The organism is Neolewinella aquimaris (assembly GCF_014197245.1).
In the GTDB taxonomy this organism is placed as follows: domain Bacteria; phylum Bacteroidota; class Bacteroidia; order Chitinophagales; family Saprospiraceae; genus Neolewinella; species Neolewinella aquimaris.
On record NZ_JACIFF010000001.1, the window covers coordinates 282,790 to 301,448 of the forward strand.

11 protein-coding genes are annotated in these 18,659 nt (G+C 58.7%); 7 read left to right on the forward strand and 4 right to left on the reverse strand.

Annotation, left to right across the window (positions count from 1 at the left end):
- Positions 1-13: 13 nt before the first annotated feature.
- Both GGR28_RS01140 and GGR28_RS18855 read right to left on the reverse strand, forming a co-directional pair.
- Entirely contained in the window at positions 14-2,902 is a 2,889-nt protein-coding gene (locus tag GGR28_RS01140; RefSeq protein WP_246416177.1) for a WD40/YVTN/BNR-like repeat-containing protein, read from the reverse strand.
- Positions 2,903-3,013: 111 nt separating this feature from the next.
- Positions 3,014-4,423, reverse strand: a complete 1,410-nt coding sequence (locus tag GGR28_RS18855) for a fasciclin domain-containing protein (RefSeq protein WP_221233763.1) — start codon at positions 4,421-4,423, stop codon at positions 3,014-3,016.
- A 166-nt stretch (positions 4,424-4,589) separates the two neighbouring features.
- Between GGR28_RS18855 and pgi the strand changes: the two genes are divergently transcribed.
- From pgi to GGR28_RS01185, 7 genes are all read left to right on the forward strand, one after another.
- Positions 4,590-6,242, forward strand: a complete 1,653-nt coding sequence (gene pgi / locus GGR28_RS01155) for a glucose-6-phosphate isomerase (RefSeq protein ID WP_183493878.1) — start codon at positions 4,590-4,592, stop codon at positions 6,240-6,242.
- A gap of 3 nt (positions 6,243-6,245) precedes the next feature.
- Entirely contained in the window at positions 6,246-7,112 is an 867-nt protein-coding gene (locus GGR28_RS01160; RefSeq protein ID WP_183493879.1) for a mechanosensitive ion channel family protein, read from the forward strand.
- Positions 7,113-7,259: 147 nt separating this feature from the next.
- Positions 7,260-8,447: a type IX secretion system membrane protein PorP/SprF gene (locus GGR28_RS01165; protein ID WP_183493880.1), complete on the forward strand. Its 1,188-nt coding sequence runs from the start codon at positions 7,260-7,262 to the stop codon at positions 8,445-8,447.
- Between the two features lie 20 nt (positions 8,448-8,467).
- A complete protein-coding gene (locus GGR28_RS19275; RefSeq protein WP_319936688.1) occupies positions 8,468-13,345 on the forward strand; it encodes a PKD domain-containing protein in 4,878 nt (1,625 codons plus the stop codon).
- A gap of 55 nt (positions 13,346-13,400) precedes the next feature.
- A complete protein-coding gene (locus GGR28_RS01175) occupies positions 13,401-13,910 on the forward strand; it encodes a hypothetical protein (RefSeq protein WP_183493882.1) in 510 nt (169 codons plus the stop codon).
- 5 nt (positions 13,911-13,915) lie between these two features.
- Positions 13,916-14,512 carry a nucleotidyltransferase family protein gene (locus GGR28_RS01180; protein WP_183493883.1) on the forward strand — a complete coding sequence of 199 codons (597 nt, stop codon included), beginning with the start codon at positions 13,916-13,918 and terminating at the stop codon, positions 14,510-14,512.
- Entirely contained in the window at positions 14,487-15,545 is a 1,059-nt protein-coding gene (locus GGR28_RS01185) for an XdhC family protein (RefSeq protein ID WP_183493884.1), read from the forward strand. Before GGR28_RS01180 ends, GGR28_RS01185 begins: the two co-directional genes overlap by 26 nt.
- A 7-nt stretch (positions 15,546-15,552) precedes the next feature.
- On the opposite strand, the gene ppk1 is transcribed toward GGR28_RS01185, so the two are convergent.
- Together ppk1 and GGR28_RS01195 are read right to left on the reverse strand one after the other, a co-directional pair.
- Positions 15,553-17,625 (reverse strand): polyphosphate kinase 1, encoded by a 2,073-nt coding sequence (ppk1, locus tag GGR28_RS01190; protein WP_183493885.1) that lies wholly within the window; start codon positions 17,623-17,625, stop codon positions 15,553-15,555.
- Between the two features lie 29 nt (positions 17,626-17,654).
- Positions 17,655-18,563: a DUF72 domain-containing protein gene (locus tag GGR28_RS01195; protein WP_183493886.1), complete on the reverse strand. Its 909-nt coding sequence runs from the start codon at positions 18,561-18,563 to the stop codon at positions 17,655-17,657.
- Positions 18,564-18,659: the final 96 nt, after the last annotated feature.

The following is an 18,659-nucleotide window of genomic DNA, read 5'->3' on the forward strand; positions in this document are numbered from 1 at the left end:
GTGGGGGCGGGCCTTACTTGACCTCGAGGTCGGTAGACGCCCGCCCGTCGTTCGACTGAACGATGAGGTGGTACTTTCCGGGACGTAAGTAAAAGGTTCCGTTGTCCGCCGCTTGGACCCTGACGGGCTTGCTGTCCTGCTTGCGGTCCTGGTTTAGCAGCTTTGCTACTTCATCAGCCTTACTGGCATCAAATGCAAGATCGTAGGTTAAGGTGTTGATGCCGGGAGTAAGTAATACCTCTTTGGTAGTCAGCACCATACCGTCATTGGTTTCTACCGATAGCTTTGCACCTGCGTCCCCGCCCTTGCTGTATACCTGGAAAACCACTTCCGGTTCCGTTTTGTCCGTAAACCAGCTGCTGCTGCCGTAGCGCCCCGAGTACCGCTGTGTTGGGACGGAAGAGATCACCAGCGCCGAATCGGTCGCTCCGGCAACCACTTGCAGCAGCTCCACGTCGGCCCGGTAGAGGCTTCTTCCGTGGGTGCCGACGATGAGGTCCTTTTCCTGCTCCTGTACCACCAGGTCGTGAACGGCTACCGCCGGAAGGTCGGTAATGGCGGCAAAGGTAGCACCCGTATCCTGACTGATGTAAAGCCCGTGGTCCGTTCCAACGTACACCAGCGCGGGGTTAACGGGATCTTCCTTGATGACGTTGACGGGTTCTACGGGGAGGTCGGTGCCGATGGGTTCCCAGGTCGTTCCCTTGTCTGTACTGCGGTACACGTAGCTGTCGAAATTATCGTCCCGGTAGCCGTTGAGGGCCAGGTAGACCACGTTCTCCCCGTGGTGAGAAGCCTGAATACGGGCCACCCACAGATTTTCCGGAAAGCCACCGAGCTTCTCCCAAGTGGCTCCGCCGTCGAGGCTGCGGTGTACGATTCCATCATCGCTTCCCGCGTAGAGCAGACCAAAACGAACCGGACTTTCGTCGATGGCGGTCAGGGTGCCGAAGGCAACATCGCCGCGGCGCCCTCCCCCCGTGAGGTCGGCACTGAGAGTCTCGAAATCGTCGCCCCGGTTGAAGCTTCGGTGAAAGTGATTGGAGCCCATGTAGAAAATATCGGGCTGGTGCGGACTGATCAGAATCGGTGCCTGCCAGTTCCACCGGTAGGGACGCTCGCCCAGCTCGTGTTTCGGCGTGATGTAGGTGCGCTTGTCTTCTTTCGGGTTGAGGCGATAGTAGTTGCCGAACTGGAATCCTACGTACACGGTTTCGTTGTCCCGGGGATCCACCTGCACCTGCATGCCGTCGCCGCCGAAGAGCATTTTGTAGGGGTATTCTCCGCGTTGCTGCCAGTCGGTGCTCGCTTCGTAATCGTGGGGGCCCCGCCACGTGCCGTTGTCCTGTAGCCCGCCGTACACCCGGTAGCCGTTCGGGTGATTATCTGCCGCAACGTTATAGAATTGGCCGACGGGCGGCATGTTGCACTTGATCCAGTTCTTGCCGCCGTCGTAGCTGATGTTGACGCCGCCGTCGTTGCCGTTGATCAGGTGATCGGGGCGGGCGGGATTGATCCACATGTAGTGGTGGTCGGCGTGGACGTTGTCGCCGTTTGCTCCCTTCCACGTTTTTCCCCCGTCGGTTGATTTGATGATGGGTACTCCCATGGCGTAGATGGTCTGCGGGTCGGATGGGTGCACGGCCAGCTGACCGAAGTAGTATCCGTAACTGTAGTACACGTCATCGATGTAGTCGGAGTGGGTGCGTTCCCACTGCTTGCCGTTGGTGCTGTGGTAGAGTTCGAACCCCTTCACCGGCACGTCGAAGAGCATGCTGTTGGCGTCCTCCAGGTACTCAACGAGCTGCAAAGGAGTGATGTCGCCGCTTTCCAGCCTTTTTCTCACCGTAGCTGCGGAAAGTTCCTCCGGAAAACCGTTCGTGCGTAGAAAATCTTCGAGCAGGTAGGTTTCCAGGCGGAGCAGGTCCTCCTTCGGCATGTTCCGCAGTTGATTCTTGGTGAGTGTTTCCGGGTCTTCCTTCTCCGCTTCCCGCAGAAAGTAGTTGTCGATGCTGGCGTACAGGTGGCGTTTTCCGCCCTTGTCGTAGCTGATGGCAAGTCCGATCCGCCCCGCGCCCCGGCCCGTCGGGAACCCGCTTTGCTCGGTCGAAAGCAGTTTCCAACTGTTGCCCCGGTCGCTGCTGTGGTAGATGCCGGACCCTGCTCCGCTTTCCGTAAAGTCCCAGGCCTTCCGTTCCCGCTGCCAGGTTGCTGCGTAGAGCTCGTTCGGTTTTTTGGGGTCGCGAATGAGGTCCACGGCTCCGGTGCTGTCGTTCACGAAGAGGGCCTTGTTCCAGGTCTTACCGCCGTCCACGGTCCGGTAAACTCCTCTTTCGGGATTGGGGCCGTAGAGGTGACCGAGGGCAGCTACCCAGACGGTATTGGGATCGCTGCCGTCTACGATCAGGCGACCGATGTGGTGTGTTTCGTCGAGGCCCAGGTGTTCCCAGGTCTCTCCGCCGTCCTTGCTGCGGTACACCCCGTTTCCAGCGTAGGAACTGCGGCTGCTGTTTACCTCCCCCGTGCCGACGTAGATGGTTCCCGTAGGCCAGTGAACGTCGATGTCCCCGATGGTCATGACGGCCTCATCGTCGAAGCGGGGCGTGAAGGTGGTGCCGTTGTCCCGGGTTTCCCAGAGGCCGCCGCTGGCGTAGGCTACGTAGAAATGGGTGGGGTCGGCGGGGTCCACCGCGATGTCGGTCACCCGTCCGCTCATGATGCTGGGGCCGATGTTGGTAAACGCTATTCCCCGTACCGGAGAATCCTCCCGCAGCAGCATTCGCTGTTCGTAGCCGGCCTCACGGTCGGCGGCCGGGGTAGGGGTTTGGGCGGGGACGCAGGTCCAAAGGAGGTTCAGTAAAAAGCAAAGGTAGAATGGGCGCATGCGGTTTGGCTTGTTCATTTCGCCAAGGTAAGCAGCGCAACGTAAGCCCTCTCCCTGCCGTAAAACAGCGATGGCCGCTACCCGGGGGGCAGCGGCCATCGCATGAAACGTTTGGTGCGTGGGGAAAGATTATTCCTTCGGCATCAGAACGCCATCGATCGAGTGGATCAGTCCGTTGCTTGCAGCAACATCGGTAGCGGTAATGGTGGCCATTTCGCCGTTACCATCGGTAAGGATGACGTTACCGTCCTGCATTGAAGCGATGAGGCTTCCACCGCCCAGGGTCTGGATGCGGAAGTAGCCTTTATTGGCTTCGATTGCTTTCATCAGGTCGGCTGCGGTGATGCGGGAAGCAACTACGTGGTAGGAAAGAATTCCCTGTAGCTTCTCCTTGTTGCTGGACTGCGTCAGATCACTTACGGTGCCTTCGGGCAGTTTGTCAAACGCATCGTTGGTGGGGGCGAATACGGTGAACTCCGTATCGCTTCCGAGCAGGTCACCGAGTTCGGCGGCCTGTACGGCAGTAACGAGGGTGCTGAAGTCTTCGTTGCCGCTGGCTACGTCGACGATCGTATTACCGTAGGTGGTCTTACGGGTGGTCATGTTACCCATGTCGTCCATCTCGCGGCTTACGTCGTTTCCAACCTCAGTAGTGTTCCGTTGTACGGCCTGGCTGGTTTCTTCACCGGCACGTTCGACTTCGTTTGCCATCTCGCGACCGGCTTCTTCCACCTCGTTGCCCATTTCCCGGGCGGTTTCGCGAACCTCGTTGGTAGCTGCCTGAGCGGTTTCACGCGCTTCGTTGCCCATTTCTTGAGCGGTCTCGCTTACCTCGTTGCCGGCTTCCTTAGCGGTTTCGCGCATTTCGTTGCCCATTTCTTCGGCGGCCATTTCGCCTTCCATCATTTCGTCGTCGGCTTCATCCTCTACGGCGCCCAGACGGTCTTCCATGGTATCGCTGACTTCCATGTCGTTCATGATCAGTGCGTCTACGTCCACGTTATCCGGAAGCAGCACGTGGTCGATCAGGTGAATGACACCATTGGAGGCCATCACGTCGGCGGTGGTTACCAGAGCGGTGTTGCCCTTACCATCGGTGAGTTGTACGGAACCATCCATCAGGTTGGCGGTGAAGTCACCGTTCAGGGTCGATGCCATGAAGGGCTCGTCGTCGGAAGCTCCTTCGATGCCGGCGGTTACGTCAGCGGCGGCTACTTTGCCATCGGCAACGTGGTACTTGAGAATCTCAACCAGTGCAGGGCGGTTTTCGGCCTTCAGCAGCGCACTGAACACTTCCGGTGGAAGCGCGCGGAATGCTGCGTCGGTAGGGGCGAAAACGGTATAGGGACCGTCGCCCTCCAGGGTCGATACCAGGTCTGCAGCCTTCAGAGCGGCAACCAGGGTACCCAGATCGGAATTCTCGCTCGCAAGTTGAACGATGTTTTTGTCTGCTTGATCCGTGGTCTGTGCAAGGACCGTAGCGGGATTGAATGCCATCACGGCAAGGAATGCCATGAGGCTAAATAATAAATTCTTCATTTTCAAAAGGTTTGTGATAAAAAAAGCGTGTCGGGCATTCGCCCGTTGTTGGGTTGCCATTAAAACGTAAGCCGGCGTGCCTTGTTCAGTAATCCACTTTCCTTGTGCTTATGCACATATCCCCCGATCAGCCGTATCTATGCCTGACCAATTAATTACCCAAGCTATGCTGAAACAGCTGAACCCAACTACGACCCTCGCCTGGAAAGAACTCGAAATCCACGCCCACGAAATGCAGCAGCGGCACATGAAGGATCTCTTCGCCCAGGATCCGGACCGCTTTCAGCGATTTAGCCAGACCGTCGGCGATATTTTGGTCGATTACTCTAAGAATATCCTGACCCAGGAGACCCTGGACCTGCTCAACAAGCTGGCCCGGGAATGCGGGGTCAAGGAAGCGACGGAAAAGATGTTCACCGGTGAAAAAATCAACGGAACGGAAGACCGGGCCGTGCTGCACGTCGCACTCCGCAACCGGGGCAACGATCCGATTATGGTCGATGGGCAGGACGTTATGCCCGAAGTAAACGAGGTGCTCGAACGCATGGACGCCTTTGCTTCCCGCATCCATTCGGGGGAACACACCGGCTATACCGGCAAACCCCTTACCCAGGTCGTAAACATCGGCATCGGCGGATCGGACCTCGGGCCGGTAATGGTGACCGAAGCGCTGCGACCCTACTGGATCGACGGGCGGGAGGTGTACTTCGTTTCCAACATTGACGGTACCCACCTGGCGGAAGTGCTCAAAAAAGTAGATCCGGAAACCACGCTGTTCCTCGTAGCCTCAAAAACCTTCACCACCCAGGAAACCATGACCAATGCCCGCAGTGCGCGGCAGTGGTTCCTCGATCAGGGCGGCAGCCAGGAGGACGTGGCCAAGCACTTCGTCGCCCTGTCCACCAACGCCGCCGGCGTAACGGATTTCGGCATCGCGGAAGATAATATGTTCGGCTTCTGGGACTGGGTCGGGGGGCGGTACAGCCTGTCGTCGAGCATCGGCATGAGCATTGCCCTCACGATCGGCTTCGATAACTTCGCGGCCTTGCTCGACGGGATGCACGACATGGACGAGCACTTCCGGCACACCGAACTGGAGCAGAATCTTCCCGTAAAGATGGCCCTGATCGGACTGTGGTACACCAACTTCTTCGACGCGGAGACCGAGGTGATCCTGCCCTACGATCAGTACATGAGCCGCTTTCCCGCCTACTTCCAGCAGGGCAATATGGAAAGCAACGGCAAAAGCGTAGACCGCAACGGCGACCCCATTGAAGACTACAATACGGGACCGATTATCTGGGGAGAGCCCGGAACGAACGGTCAGCATGCCTTCTACCAATTGATCCACCAGGGTACGCGGATCATTCCGGGTGATTTCATCGCGCCGGCGGTTTCCCACAATCCGCTGGGGGAGCACCACGCCATCTTGCTGAGCAACTTCTTCGCCCAGACCGAGGCACTCATGAACGGAAAATCCGCCGCCCAGGTAGAGGCCGAACTGCGCAAGGAGGGAAAGGCCGACGAGGAGATCGCCAAACTGGTGCCCTTCAAGGTGTTCGACGGAAACCAACCGACCAATAGCATACTGGTGAAGCAGATTACTCCCTTCACCCTGGGACAGCTGATCGCGCTCTACGAACATAAGATATTTGTGCAGGGCGTCATCTGGAACATTTACAGCTTTGACCAGTGGGGCGTCGAACTCGGTAAGCAACTGGCCAAGGCGATCCTTCCGGAACTGAAGGGCGAGAAGGAAGTCAGTAGCCACGACAGCTCAACCAACGGACTGATCAACAGCTATAAACAGTGGCGATAGGAGATGAAAGACCGCTCATTCGCCGGTAATCTGGTCTTCATCCTGCTGGAACTGGGGATTCTGATCGCGGGCCTGTACCTGATACAGTTCGATAAAAACATTCTGTGGGCCGAGGGGCGACCGGATTTCTGGCGCGTCCTCCTCTACTTCGCGATGACCGTGGCGATTCTCAACGTGACCACCCGGTTCGTAAAGTGGCTCTACCGCCGCCGCAACTACGCCAAACGCCGCGGAGCAAAAAACTTCGTGTACGGGGTAGAAAACATCCGCAAGCTGCTGCTGGGTGCCGTCGTGATCTTCACCATCTTTTCCCTGATCGGTATCGACTTCCGCACCTTGTTTACCTCGCTCAGCATCGTGGCGGCGGCGATCGCCATTGTCTCCAAGGACTTCGTGAACGACCTGATCGTCGGCATCTATTACAGCTTCACCGACGTGTTTGAGGTGGGCGACTACGTGCGATTTTACACTTATAGGGGTAGGGTAGCGGACATTGGATTGTTGAAGGTCAAAATACTTAACGATAACGACGACGTGGTCATTCTTCCCAACGGTAAGGTGTACACGAATGAGATCATCAATTATACCCGCCGCGACGTCCGATTGATGAGTGTCGACTTTGAAATGGACATTCGGGCCATCAAGAACATCGACCAGCTGGAGGTGGAACTCCGGGAGAGCATCAGTGCCTACGCCGACATGATCGAGGCCGATACCTACTTGCTCAAGATCGTCGAGGTGAAAAAGGACTTCATGGAGCTCAAGTTCCAGTTCCGCCTCAAGAGCTTTGACCGCAACCAGCAGCGGGAGATCAAGCGAAAGGTCGTACGGGAGATATTCAGCTACGTTAGTTCCCACAAACCGGGCTAAGCCCCGGTGTTTTTCTTAACTGATACTATAATTACCTACCGGCCGTTCGCCCTTTATACACCCTAGTTTACACACGTAAGTCGCATCCTTACCTGAATTTTTTCGGCTAAGTACCAGCGCTAAGCAACTTCCCCCGGGAGGCACACCATGAATCATCTTTTCCCAACCGTCCTGCTACTGCTATGCGTAGGTGGATCCGCTTATGCGCAAGACGTTCTCGCACAGCACTTTAGGGGCCACGAGTCAACCTATAATCCTGCTTTCACCGGACAGGTCGGCGCCACCCGGGTCACGGTCGGCACCCGCAGCCAGTGGGGATCGGCGAGCGGAAGTGGGGGAGCTTCGGTGGCGGGCTACGAATCGCGGGTCGTCAATTATGAAGAAGGGCTGCCGTGCTTGTTTTTTGATTATGGGCTGTTCGCCCGACGGAACTCCCAGGGCCACGGTCAATTGACCACCAGCGAAATGGGCGGCCGCGTCGCCGTCGCCATCCCCCTGACCAAAAACTCCACCGATCGGGTAAGCAACCTTCGCTTGGGCCTTGGCCTGACGCGCGGACAACGCCGGATCGACTACAGTGGACTGATCTTCCTCGATCAACTGAGCGACGTAACGGGGCTCATCGACTGGAACGGGAACCCCAACCCTACGGGATTCGTCCCGGCCGATCGGACGGGTAGCCCGTGGTATACGTCCACCAGCCTGGGCGCCTCGATCAAGGGGGGGATGCTCAACCGGATTCAGCGCATCGGCGATCGACCCATCACCTACGATGTCGGCGTAGCGGTACACAACTGGAGCGGACTGGTGAGTAAGGACGGCCGGCAGACCGCTTCCCTCATCGGACTGGACGGCGGGCTGCGCGAGCGCTGGGTATTCAGCGGAAACGCCAGCGTAGTGGTGGCCAAGAAAAATAAACGGTACTGGTCGGTACACCCCCTGATCATTGCCCAACGACAGCAACAGTTCTCCTACCTGGAGCTCGGCGGCGGACTCTCCTGGAACCGAAACTTCGAACTGGGGCTCTACCAGCACATCGCCAACTCCTCCGAGGGGAAGGCAAACTGGATGACCGTCCGCGCCGAGATGGGTACAGTACTGCCCGATGGATATACCCGGGTCGATCTGGGACTAGGGTGGTCCCTCCAGTACGGCAGCCTGAAAAATTACGTACGCGCACCCTTCGAGCTGACCGCCACCTTCAGCTTCGGTAAGAGCATCACCTGCCTGGCCACCGGCGGAACGAACGATTTTACCTCCGGCGGACGACCCGCCTGCTACAGCTTTGGCACCTCGCGTAACCGTATCTACGACAACATCTGGTACCAGAACTGATGAAAAAACTTACGCCACTTTTGACACCCCGTACCCAGTTCGGATTATTGTACGCTACGCTTCTCGTGTTTTTACTCAGCACCTGCGTCCCCGCCCAGAGCCTCACTTCCTGCAGTGCCGGCGATTGTGGCGATCTTCAGGTCCAATTCGGAGACACCGACCAGGAGGTTGCTTGTTGGGGAGAACCTTTCACCCTGCCGAATCGGTCCGAAGCAGGTATTGATTATTTCGTGATCGACTGGCGGGACGGTACCATCGATACCGTGCGCCACGCCGGACCGATCAGCCACGTGTACACAGCGACGGAAGACGGATTTTGCTCGCCCGCCGAAACCTACCGGATCACCTACCGCGGCGTACGCGAATGCGACCAGGGAACCAGCTGCGCGACCGGTGCGGTTTACGTGGAAGTATTCCCGGACCCTACGGCAGATTTCTCCGTCCGGGCGGAAGCCTGCGTGGGGGAGGAAGTGGTCTTTCTGGAAGAGAGCTGTAACGAAAGCAGCGACGGGTACTTCTGGAACTTCGGCGATGGCGTTACCAGTACCGAAGCGAACCCGAAACACGTTTTTTCTAGTCCGGGCAACTACACCGTGCGGCTGCGCGTCACCGCCCGCGGGGGCTGCGGCAACCGGACCGACGAGGTAGTGCGCCAGGTGCGGGTGGTTGCCCCTCCCGATCCCGCCTTTACCGTTAGTGAAGGAGACCGCACGGTCTGCGTAGGCGATGCGATCACCTTTACGAATCAGTCGAGCGAGTACACCAACGTGCGCTGGGCAATTTCTTCCCCCCAGGAGTGGGAATTCACCGATTCCGACATGGACCTCACGTCCGAAGTGATTACCGTCCGCTTCCGGGAAGTGGGAGACTTTCGGATCCGGCTGACCGGCGAGAATGCCTGCAGCAGCGAGATCGTGGAGAGTTCCATCCGGGTGCGTACCTCTCCGATCGCTAACCTGACGGCCCCCGATCCATCGTGCGGCCCCCTGGCACTGACGGTCGGTGAGCTCGATTTCTGGATGGGCGGAGAATACGACGAACTGTGCTGGATATTCGAGCAAGAAAGCGGGCGCGATACGGTCTGTCGCGAAGATTTTGGCACGTACACCTTCGAGACTTCGGGAACGGTGCAGCTGAACATTCAGAGCTCCTGCGGACTACAATCCTGGCAGGCGGACGTGACGGTTAACCTGGAAGGATCGCTCGAATTAACTGCCGAACCCACTTACTGCAGCGGCACCGCGCCCACGGAATTCACGGCGAACGTTGCGGGTGGGGAGTGGTCCGGCTCCGGCATCGTCGACCCCCTCACCGGGCGCTTCGATCCGGGCAGTGCCCGGCTGGGGGAGAACGTCATCACCTATACGGTCAGCAATAAGGGATGCGAATACTCCGACCAAATCACGGTTAAGGTTGTCGCAAGCGAAGCGGTCGCCACGCCGGATGCTGCCCTATGTATCGATGGTGCCCCTCAGCAATTGATCGCTTCCCCCTCCGGCGGCAGTTGGTCGGGTACCGGCATCACGGATGAGCGCAGCGGCCTGTTCGATCCCGCCCTGGCCGGCGTTGGGAGTCATACTCCGCTGTATACCTATACGGACGGTAGCGGATGTCGGGTCGTGGGACGACCGACCGTGGTTGTCGCGGAGCTTCCCGCGATCCCGGTGCCCGACACGATCGAAGTGTGCTTTGCCGATGCCGATTATGACCTCACATCCATCAGCGGACTGACCGACTGGGCCGCCCGCGGCACGCTCACCTGGTCGGTCGATAATAGCGAGATCGCGGCCGGTCGCTTAAATCCCACCCGAGTGACCACGGGGCCGGATACGCTGGTGCTTCAGGTGGTGTACTGGGAGGCGAATTGCACCGTCCCCCACGATGTTGTACTTCACGTAACCGAACCGGTACGGATTACCGTAGATCCGGTTCCGGACTTGTGCGTGAGTGAACTGACGTATCGGTTAGTCGCAAGTCCCCTGGGGGGTGTCTGGAGCGGACCCGGTGTAGATCCGCTAACCGGCTCAATTGACCTGAGCAGCACGGGCGGCGGTCGCTTCACTTACCGGTATACCCTGTACGGAGCAACCCCCTGCGAGCGGTCGGCAACAACGGTGATTACCGTCGATGATCCTGGCCACGGCCTGAGCGCTGGTGCCGGCCAGCAGGTCTGTGAGGGAGAAGCCGACACCTTACTGCTGCTGGGCGCACAACCGCTGGATGGGGAGTGGACGGGTCCAGCGCTTTCCGGGCTTACGGTCCACCTTACCGAGCTGATGCCTGATTCAGCCTACACCTATACCTACACCCGGACCGGTCCGTCGGGTTGTACGGCTACGGCAACGAAGGTGGTGAAGTACTCCGCCCGCCCGATCGTGACCTTCGGTACCCCCGATTCACTCTGTGTAGCCGAGCCGTTCCAACCCGCTGATGGTGAGACCGATGCATCCTTTCACTGGGATTTTGGCGACGGAGCTACTTCGGACATCCCGGCTCCGGAACATACGTACACCGAAGGCGGCCGATCCTATGACCAACGACTTACGGTCACCTCGGCCGCGGGCTGCCGGGTAGATACCCAGCGCACCGTTTACGTGACTGCCCGACCCACCGCTTCGTTTGCCCTCGATAGCCTGGTCGGTTGCTCACCCTTTACCCTTGATCTTCAGTCGGAGAGCGTGGGAGAGATCGTGCAGACATACTGGTTCGTCGGGCGGGACACCGTAGCGGATACACCCTCGGGCACCCACATCATTGACGGATACCTCAGGGACACTAGCCTGACGGTCACGCTGGTCGCCGAGAACGGATGTGGGGCGGGGACGCAGGAGCGGTCCGTACGGGTAAAGCCCCGGCCCAGGGCATCTTTCGCCTTAGCGCTCGACACCGGATGTTCCCCCTTCGTACCGAGGATCAATAACCGGAGCCAGGGGGAGGTCGTTTCTTACCAATGGGACTTTGGCAACGGAAACTACAGCACCGCTGCTCAACCGGAGGTGCCGGAGTACCTCGCCAGCCTCGACCTGTCGGTCCCCTATTCAATCAATTTGTACGCGGAGAACGCCTGTGGCCGCGACACCGCCCACCAGAGGATCCGGGTATTCCCCGCCGATGTGCGCTCCATGATTAGCCTGGAAGAAACCGTGGGCTGCCAACCGTGGACGGTTCGCCCGCGCAGCGGCGCGACGCCCGGCGCCGACCTGGCATGGTTCGTACTCGACTCGCTGGGGAAGAAAGTAGCCACCGGAGCGGGTGAATCCCCCAAACTCACCCTGCGGGAGGCCGGAGAATACCGGATCGTACTGGGGGCAAGCCGCTGCGGAACAGCCACCGATACGGCATACGTAACGGTCACGGCGGCACCTGACTTGAGCATAGACCTTCCCCAAGCGGTTTGTCAGACGGAAGCACTTACCCTTGAGCCCCACGGCAGCGCCTTCGTAAATCCCCGCTGGCGGATTGGCGGGTCGGTCACGAGCACCGATATGAGTCCGACCGTAAGCTTCACCAAAAAGGGGATCCACCTGATCGAGCTGACGGCCGAAAGCCCCTTCACCGGCTGCACGACCAAGGTTTCCACATCAATCGATGTCCTTCCCCAGCCCGTAGCCAGGCCAGCAGCAATCGACAGTAGTGGGTGCCAACCCTTCACCACCACTTTTAGCAGCGGAGCGGCTGCGAAAAGTGGTCTGACGTACCAGTGGAAATTCGATAAGGGCGGAGACGTATCCGACCAGGAATCACCCACTTACACCTACCCGCTTGCCGGAAACTACGAACCAAGCGTTACGGTGACGGACAGCAGCGGGTGCAGTACGACCGCCGTGCTGAGCCGGATACGGGTACTTCCCGTCCCCGTTGCCAATTTTACTGCTCCCGCGGAGGAGTTCTGTGGCCCCACCGCAGCAGTACCTTTTCGCAGCGGAGCAGTCGATGCGGCGTCGTACCGGTGGACCTTCGGCGACGGTCGGCAGTCGGATGCTGCCGCGCCCGTGCACACCTACCAAGAGCCGGGGGAGTACCCGGTAAAGTTGATCACCCGGTCGGGTTACGGGTGCAGCGACACCGCGGCAATGCGCGTGAGGATGCTGGCGGCACCGGTTGCTAAGTTCGAACTTCCCCCACCGGTGGCCTGCGGTCCGTTAGAAGTGAGCTTTCGCGCGGAGGATACCGATGCATCCCGCTTCGAATGGTACCTCGATGGAGAAGAATTAACCTTTGCCGGCCGGCTGTTCGATACCCTGCTCACCGAGAACAGATCCTATAGCCTGCGCCTGGTCGCCATTAATCAGGAAACCTGCCGGGACACTTTTACGGTGCCCGACGTGTTGCAACTGGAAGCCAGGCCTACCGCCGATTTTTTTCCTCACGTGAACGAAGATCCGGTAGCCATCGGCGACGTACGGTTTGAGAACAGGAGCACCGGGGCGGATACTTACCGCTGGGAATTCGGCGACTCTACGATGTCCACCGCCACATCCCCAGACCACATCTACCGCGGCGACGGAGCGTACAGCGTGAAATTGATTGCGGCCGCCAATTACGCCGGCGGGTTTGCCTGCCTCGACTCCGTGAGCCGGGTGGTCCAAACCGAATCCTTCGGACGCTTTTTCGTGCCTACGGCCATCTCGCCCACTTCCGGACCCGATGAGGTACGTCAGTGGGGCGCAAAGGGCATGCTGGTGCGGCAGTACGCGCTCGAAGTATTCAGTCCGTACGGTCAGCGCATCTTTGCCACCGAGGAGCTTGAGGACGGACGGCCAACGGGTCGGTGGGACGGCAGCTACAGCGGTAGCGACGAATTGGTGTTGCAGGGGGCCTACACCTGGCGGGCCCGGGTCACTTACGAAAGCGGCCGGACGGAAAACCTCATCGGCACGGTGACCGTCATCCGGTAGATCGGTGCACCTTTACGCGTCCACAGCCGTTCTTCTTTCCAAATCCCGGCGCCCGATGCTTAGACTTTCGCTATTCCTGCTCCTGCTGTATTCCTGCTCGGATCAGCCGCCCACTACCCCGGAGACCCGACCCGTCGAAAATCCCAACGCCGGCAACACCGCCATCTACGACGTCGATGCCGATGACCCGTATGAGATTGGCGACGGCGCGTTTATGGAGATGCGGCCCGGCGGCGACCTCGCACCGTTTTCCCGCGAACTGGAACAGGGGGATGCGGGCCACTTTTACATTAAGGGAAGGCGCGGCGATCGCCTCGGCTACTTGATCGCCGTGGAGGAGTCAAAGATCGGGAGTATTCACCTTACTTCTACGGACGTAGTGACGCGCGACGGTTTACGGGTGGGCAACACCTTTGCGGAGTTGGTGGAGCGAATCGGGAAACCCGATGCGATCGAGCAGGAGGGAGGCCGGGCTTGCGCGCGCAAAGATCGCCTGGCCTACTGCCTGGACGCAACGGATGTGTTGGACTCGGCCCGGGTAGTCGAGATCGTCATTCTACCCTAGGGCGGATGGAGCTTGCGATCCTCATGCTGGCCGCCGGCAGTTCTACCCGCATGGGACGGCCGAAACAATTGCTTCCCTGGCGGGGAGAAACCCTGCTCCGCCATACTATCCAACGTACGGAACCGATCGCCGCAACCGCTAGGTTCGTAATGCTGGGTGCGCACCGGGAAGAGATTGAGCGCAGTATTAAAGACCTGAAGATCAATATACTCTACCATCAGAATTACAGCGAAGGTTTAGGTTCAACCATCAGTTCGGGCGTGAGGCAAATCGTTAACAGTGGTAGGTTTACCCACCTGCTCATCGCCCTCGGGGACCAGCCCGGTGTAGAAACCCGCTACCTGCAGCAGGTGGTTGACGCGGCGGCGCGGGCACCGACACGGTTCATCGCGACTGCCTACGGAGAACACAGCGGTGTGCCGGCACTTTTTCCCGCGGCTTATTTTCCCGATCTTATCGCACTGGACGGGGACGCGGGAGCCGGCCAAATTTTAAAAGCAAACCCCTCCGGTGTCCTCCGCCTACACCCTCCCGCACCCATTTTTGACATAGACACCCCGGAAGATTACCGACGCCATGAAGGAGATCAGGAACATCGTTGAATTATACGACAAGTTTAGGCTCGATGGCACCGCCTGCGCACTGGCCACCGTCGTAAGTGTAGAGGGCTCTTCCTATCGACGCATCGGCGCTCGCCTCCTCGTCGGGGCGGACGGACGGTACACCGGTGGCATCAGCGGCGGCTGTTTGGAGGGGGACGCACTCCGCCGTGCCCAGCGCGCCATCTATCAAGGCATGCCCAGCAAACGCGTGTACGATACCCTGGAAGGGGAGGACCGTGAGATCGGCATCGGTCTCGGCTGCAACGGCCGCATCGAAGTGCTGTTCGTGCCGCTGGACTTTGGGAATAGTAACAATCAGATTGAGATACTACGCGTACGGCTCGACACCCGTGTTCCCCTCCTGCTGGTCCAGACCGTAACCGTGCCGGCAGGCGAAGCGCTCGACGGGAAATTACAGGAAGTGCCCCTACATTCCGTCGACTTACCACTCGGTAGGTCACGGGTGCACGGGTATACGGATGCCAGTGGCCGGAGGTACGAACGCCTTTACGAACTACTGCGACCCGAGCTTCACCTCATCGTCGTTGGTGACAATTACGACATACCGCCCCTCGTCACCACCGCCCTCCACCTGGGTTGGAAGATCAGTGTGATCGGGCAGAGAAGGAAATTTACCGCCACCCTTTCTTCCGTTGCCCGCAAGCTGTACGATTACGGAGAGGCATCCGCGCTGACCGTCGATGAGTACACCGCTGTAGCCTGTATGTCCCACGATTTCGACCGCGATACCCAGATGATCGAACACTTTCTGCCACAGTCTCCTCCCTACCTGGGTATCCTCGGGCCCCGTAAGCGAACCATCAAACTGGATGGAGTGCTTCGCCAGAACGGAGAACTTCGGCTCCTCGACTACAACTGTCTGTATTCACCCATTGGGCTCGACATCGGAGCCGAAACGCCCGAGGAGATCGCCATGTCGGTCGTTGCGGAGATCATTTCCGTCTTCCGTGATCGGTCGGGTGCTTCCCTTCGCCACAGGCCGGGCACCATCCACCAGCGGGTAGGGGAGTAAGCCCGGTCTATTCTTCCAGTTCCAGCTGCTCGGCGACCAGTGTGCGTTTGATCAGGTGGTAGGTCTCTTCCTGGCTGCGAATGGATAGATCGCTCCCTCCGCGGTAGTAGGTATTGCCCTGTTGATCGCTCAGTAGGCGGGCCTTTACGTTATCGGCGAGCTGGATGTCCAGGATCTCAAAGATTTTGTCCTTCAACTCTTCGTCGTAGACCGGGAAGGTGGTTTCCACGCGGTGGCTCAGGTTGCGCGTCATGAAGTCGGCCGAGGAGAGGTACACCAGTTCCTCACCGGAATGGTGGAAGTGGAATACCCGGGCGTGTTCGAGGTAGCGGTCGACAATGCTGATGCCGTGAATATTCTCACTGTACCCCTTCCGACCGGGAACCAGGCAACAGATGCCACGCACGATAAGGTTGATCTTGACACCTGCCCGACTGGCGCGGTACAGCCGCTCGATCATGGGCTCGTCCTGGAGGCTGTTCATCTTGAGGGTCATGGCGGCCTGCCTTCCGGCTTCGGCTTCGGCGATCTCGTGGTCGATGAGTTCCTCCAGCCCGCTGCGCAGGTTAAACTGTCCGACCATCAGGTGCTGAAAGGGCTGATCCGGTATCATCACGTTTTCCAGAAAACTGAAAATTCGGGAGACCTCACTGGTTATACGGGGGTCGGAGGTGAACAGTCCGAAGTCGCTGTAAATCTTTGCCGTATCCTCGTGAAAGTTGCCGGTGGAGAGGTAGTTGTAAATCTGTTCATCACCATCCTCTACCCGGCGGACCAGCGCCAGCTTCGAATGGACTTTCACCCCCGGAAAACTGTAGTGTACGTGTACGCCCGCCTCCTCCAGTTTTTCTCCCCACCGCAGGTTGGCCTCCTCGTCGAAGCGTGCCTTCACCTCGATGAATACGCTTACCTGCTTACCCAGGGTCACCGCCCGCATCAGGGCCTGCATAATGCGCGACTTGCGGGCCACGCGGTACTGCACGATCTTGATGTGAGAGACCGCCGGATCTTCGGCCGCCCGCTCGAAGAAGAGGACGACGGATTCGTACCGGTGGTAAGGATAGACCAGTAGGTGATCCCGCTCCCGGATGGCGGCCCAGTAGTCGGAGGATTCCTCCAGTGCGGGGTAGGGCAGGGGCGGCTGGGGAGGATTCTGCAGCTTCGTCATCCCAAAGGTCGGGAAGCTGAAAAAGTCAAAGTTGTTGTGGTACCGGCCCTCCGCCAGAATATCGTAGCGGTCGAGTTCGAAGGTGTCTTCGAGGTACTCCCGCAGTTCGGTTGGCATTGTGCGGTCGTAAACGAAGCGACTCGCGGGGCCGACGTGACGGCGATTAAGGCTGGTCTTAATTTTTGCGAGCAGGTCTCCCGAGAACTCATCGTCAATGTAGAGTTCCGCATCCCGGGTCAGTTTGATGCTGAAGGTATCCTCGATGTCGTAGCCGGGAAACATCCACGATACGGAGTGTCGAACGATGTCGTCCAGCATGATGAGGTTATGCACTCCGTCCTTTCCCGGCAATTCAATGAAGCGGGGCAGGTGGTCGCTCGGAATCTTGACGATCGCGTAGCTCGTCTTGCCCTTTACCTTATCTTTCATGTAAATCGACAGGTACAACTGGGCGTTGTTCAGGAAGGGACGTACCATGTCCTTAATCAATAATACGGGCTGCACGTAGGGGAGCATGTACTCCCGGAAGTAGCTTTCCACGTACGTCCGGTCTTCTTCCGTCAGGTCCAGGCGACGCTTGAGGGTAATTCCGTTCTTGGCGAGTTGGGGGATGATCTTTTTCTCGAAGATGCGGCTGAATTCAACCTGCTGGCGGTTGACGATCCGCTGGATGGTGCGGACGGTTTGCTTCGGGCTGATGTCGAGTTCCCGTTTGGTTTTCTTGTTTACCCGCAGCAAGTTGCGGTGGTTGGCCATCCGTACCCGAAAGAATTCATCCAGGTTGGAGGAATAAATGGCCAAAAACTTCAATCGCTCGAATAGGGGTAGGCTCGGGTCTTTCGCTTCCTGAAGCACCCGGTGGTTGAAGGAAAGCCAACTGATGTCGCGGGGTATGGCCGGATAATCTTTCATAATATTGGGTAGGGATAAAACCATCGGGGTTAAAAAAGGCGCATTTGCTCCGGGCCGCGGTGGGGCGACGGTCCCCGGGTTTCGGCAAACCCCAAACCCGCAAGGTGATTGGCAAACCAGGCGGAAGCATCGGGGGCCAGAACATTCTCCGGCTCGTGGGGAAAGATAAAAGATTCCGGCAGATTCCATTCCCGGAGCTTTTCGGCCCACTGCGCCAGGCGGGTAAAGTCGCTGTCGATCAATCCGTTGCCCACAAACCGGATCATGGTGCGTGGTGCGGTCACGTAGCCGTGTAGCACATCCCGCCTGCCGGCTACGTCGGTAATCACGGCCGCGACTCCCCGGGCGGCAAGGGCATCCATCAGGGATTCGGTTTTGAAGGGATCGGCAAACCAGCTCTCGTGACGAACCTCCAGGGCCAGGGGAAGCAGACGGGGCCAGCGGTCCAGAAAGTGTTCTACCACGGGGAGGCGGTCCGCGCCGAAGTAAGGGGGCAATTGAATGAAGGCACACCCCATTTTCTCCTTCAGGCCGTCGAGCGCGGCTACGAAAAGTTGAAGCGCATCGGAGCCCGCCCCGAGGTCGTTGACGTGGCTGATGGATTTGGGCAATTTTGGACAGTACCTAAAGTCGGCCGGTACGGCGGCATACCAATTCGCGATGGTATCGGCCGTCGGGATGCGGTAATGCGTGGTGTTGAGCTCAATGGTATTGAATTGCTCGCCGTAGTGGGAGAGGTAATCCTTTGTTTTGGTCCCGGCGGGATACCACTTACCCACCCATTCCTTCATACTCCAGCCGGTCGCACCGATGTACACCTGCGGCCTGCCCTGTCCCGCCCCCAGCTCGTAGCGGTCAAGCCGGGCGGGGTTGGCGAGCGGCTCGACCGGTAGTTGGTAGTCGATCGCAGCGGGGTCTGGAATCTGGCCAAATTTCATACCACCTAATACGTACCTACGGGACTCAGGGTTGGAATAATTGCCCGAAATGCCGGCACTTTGCCGCTCACCTTGCTCCCGCGCGCGCCGCCCCGA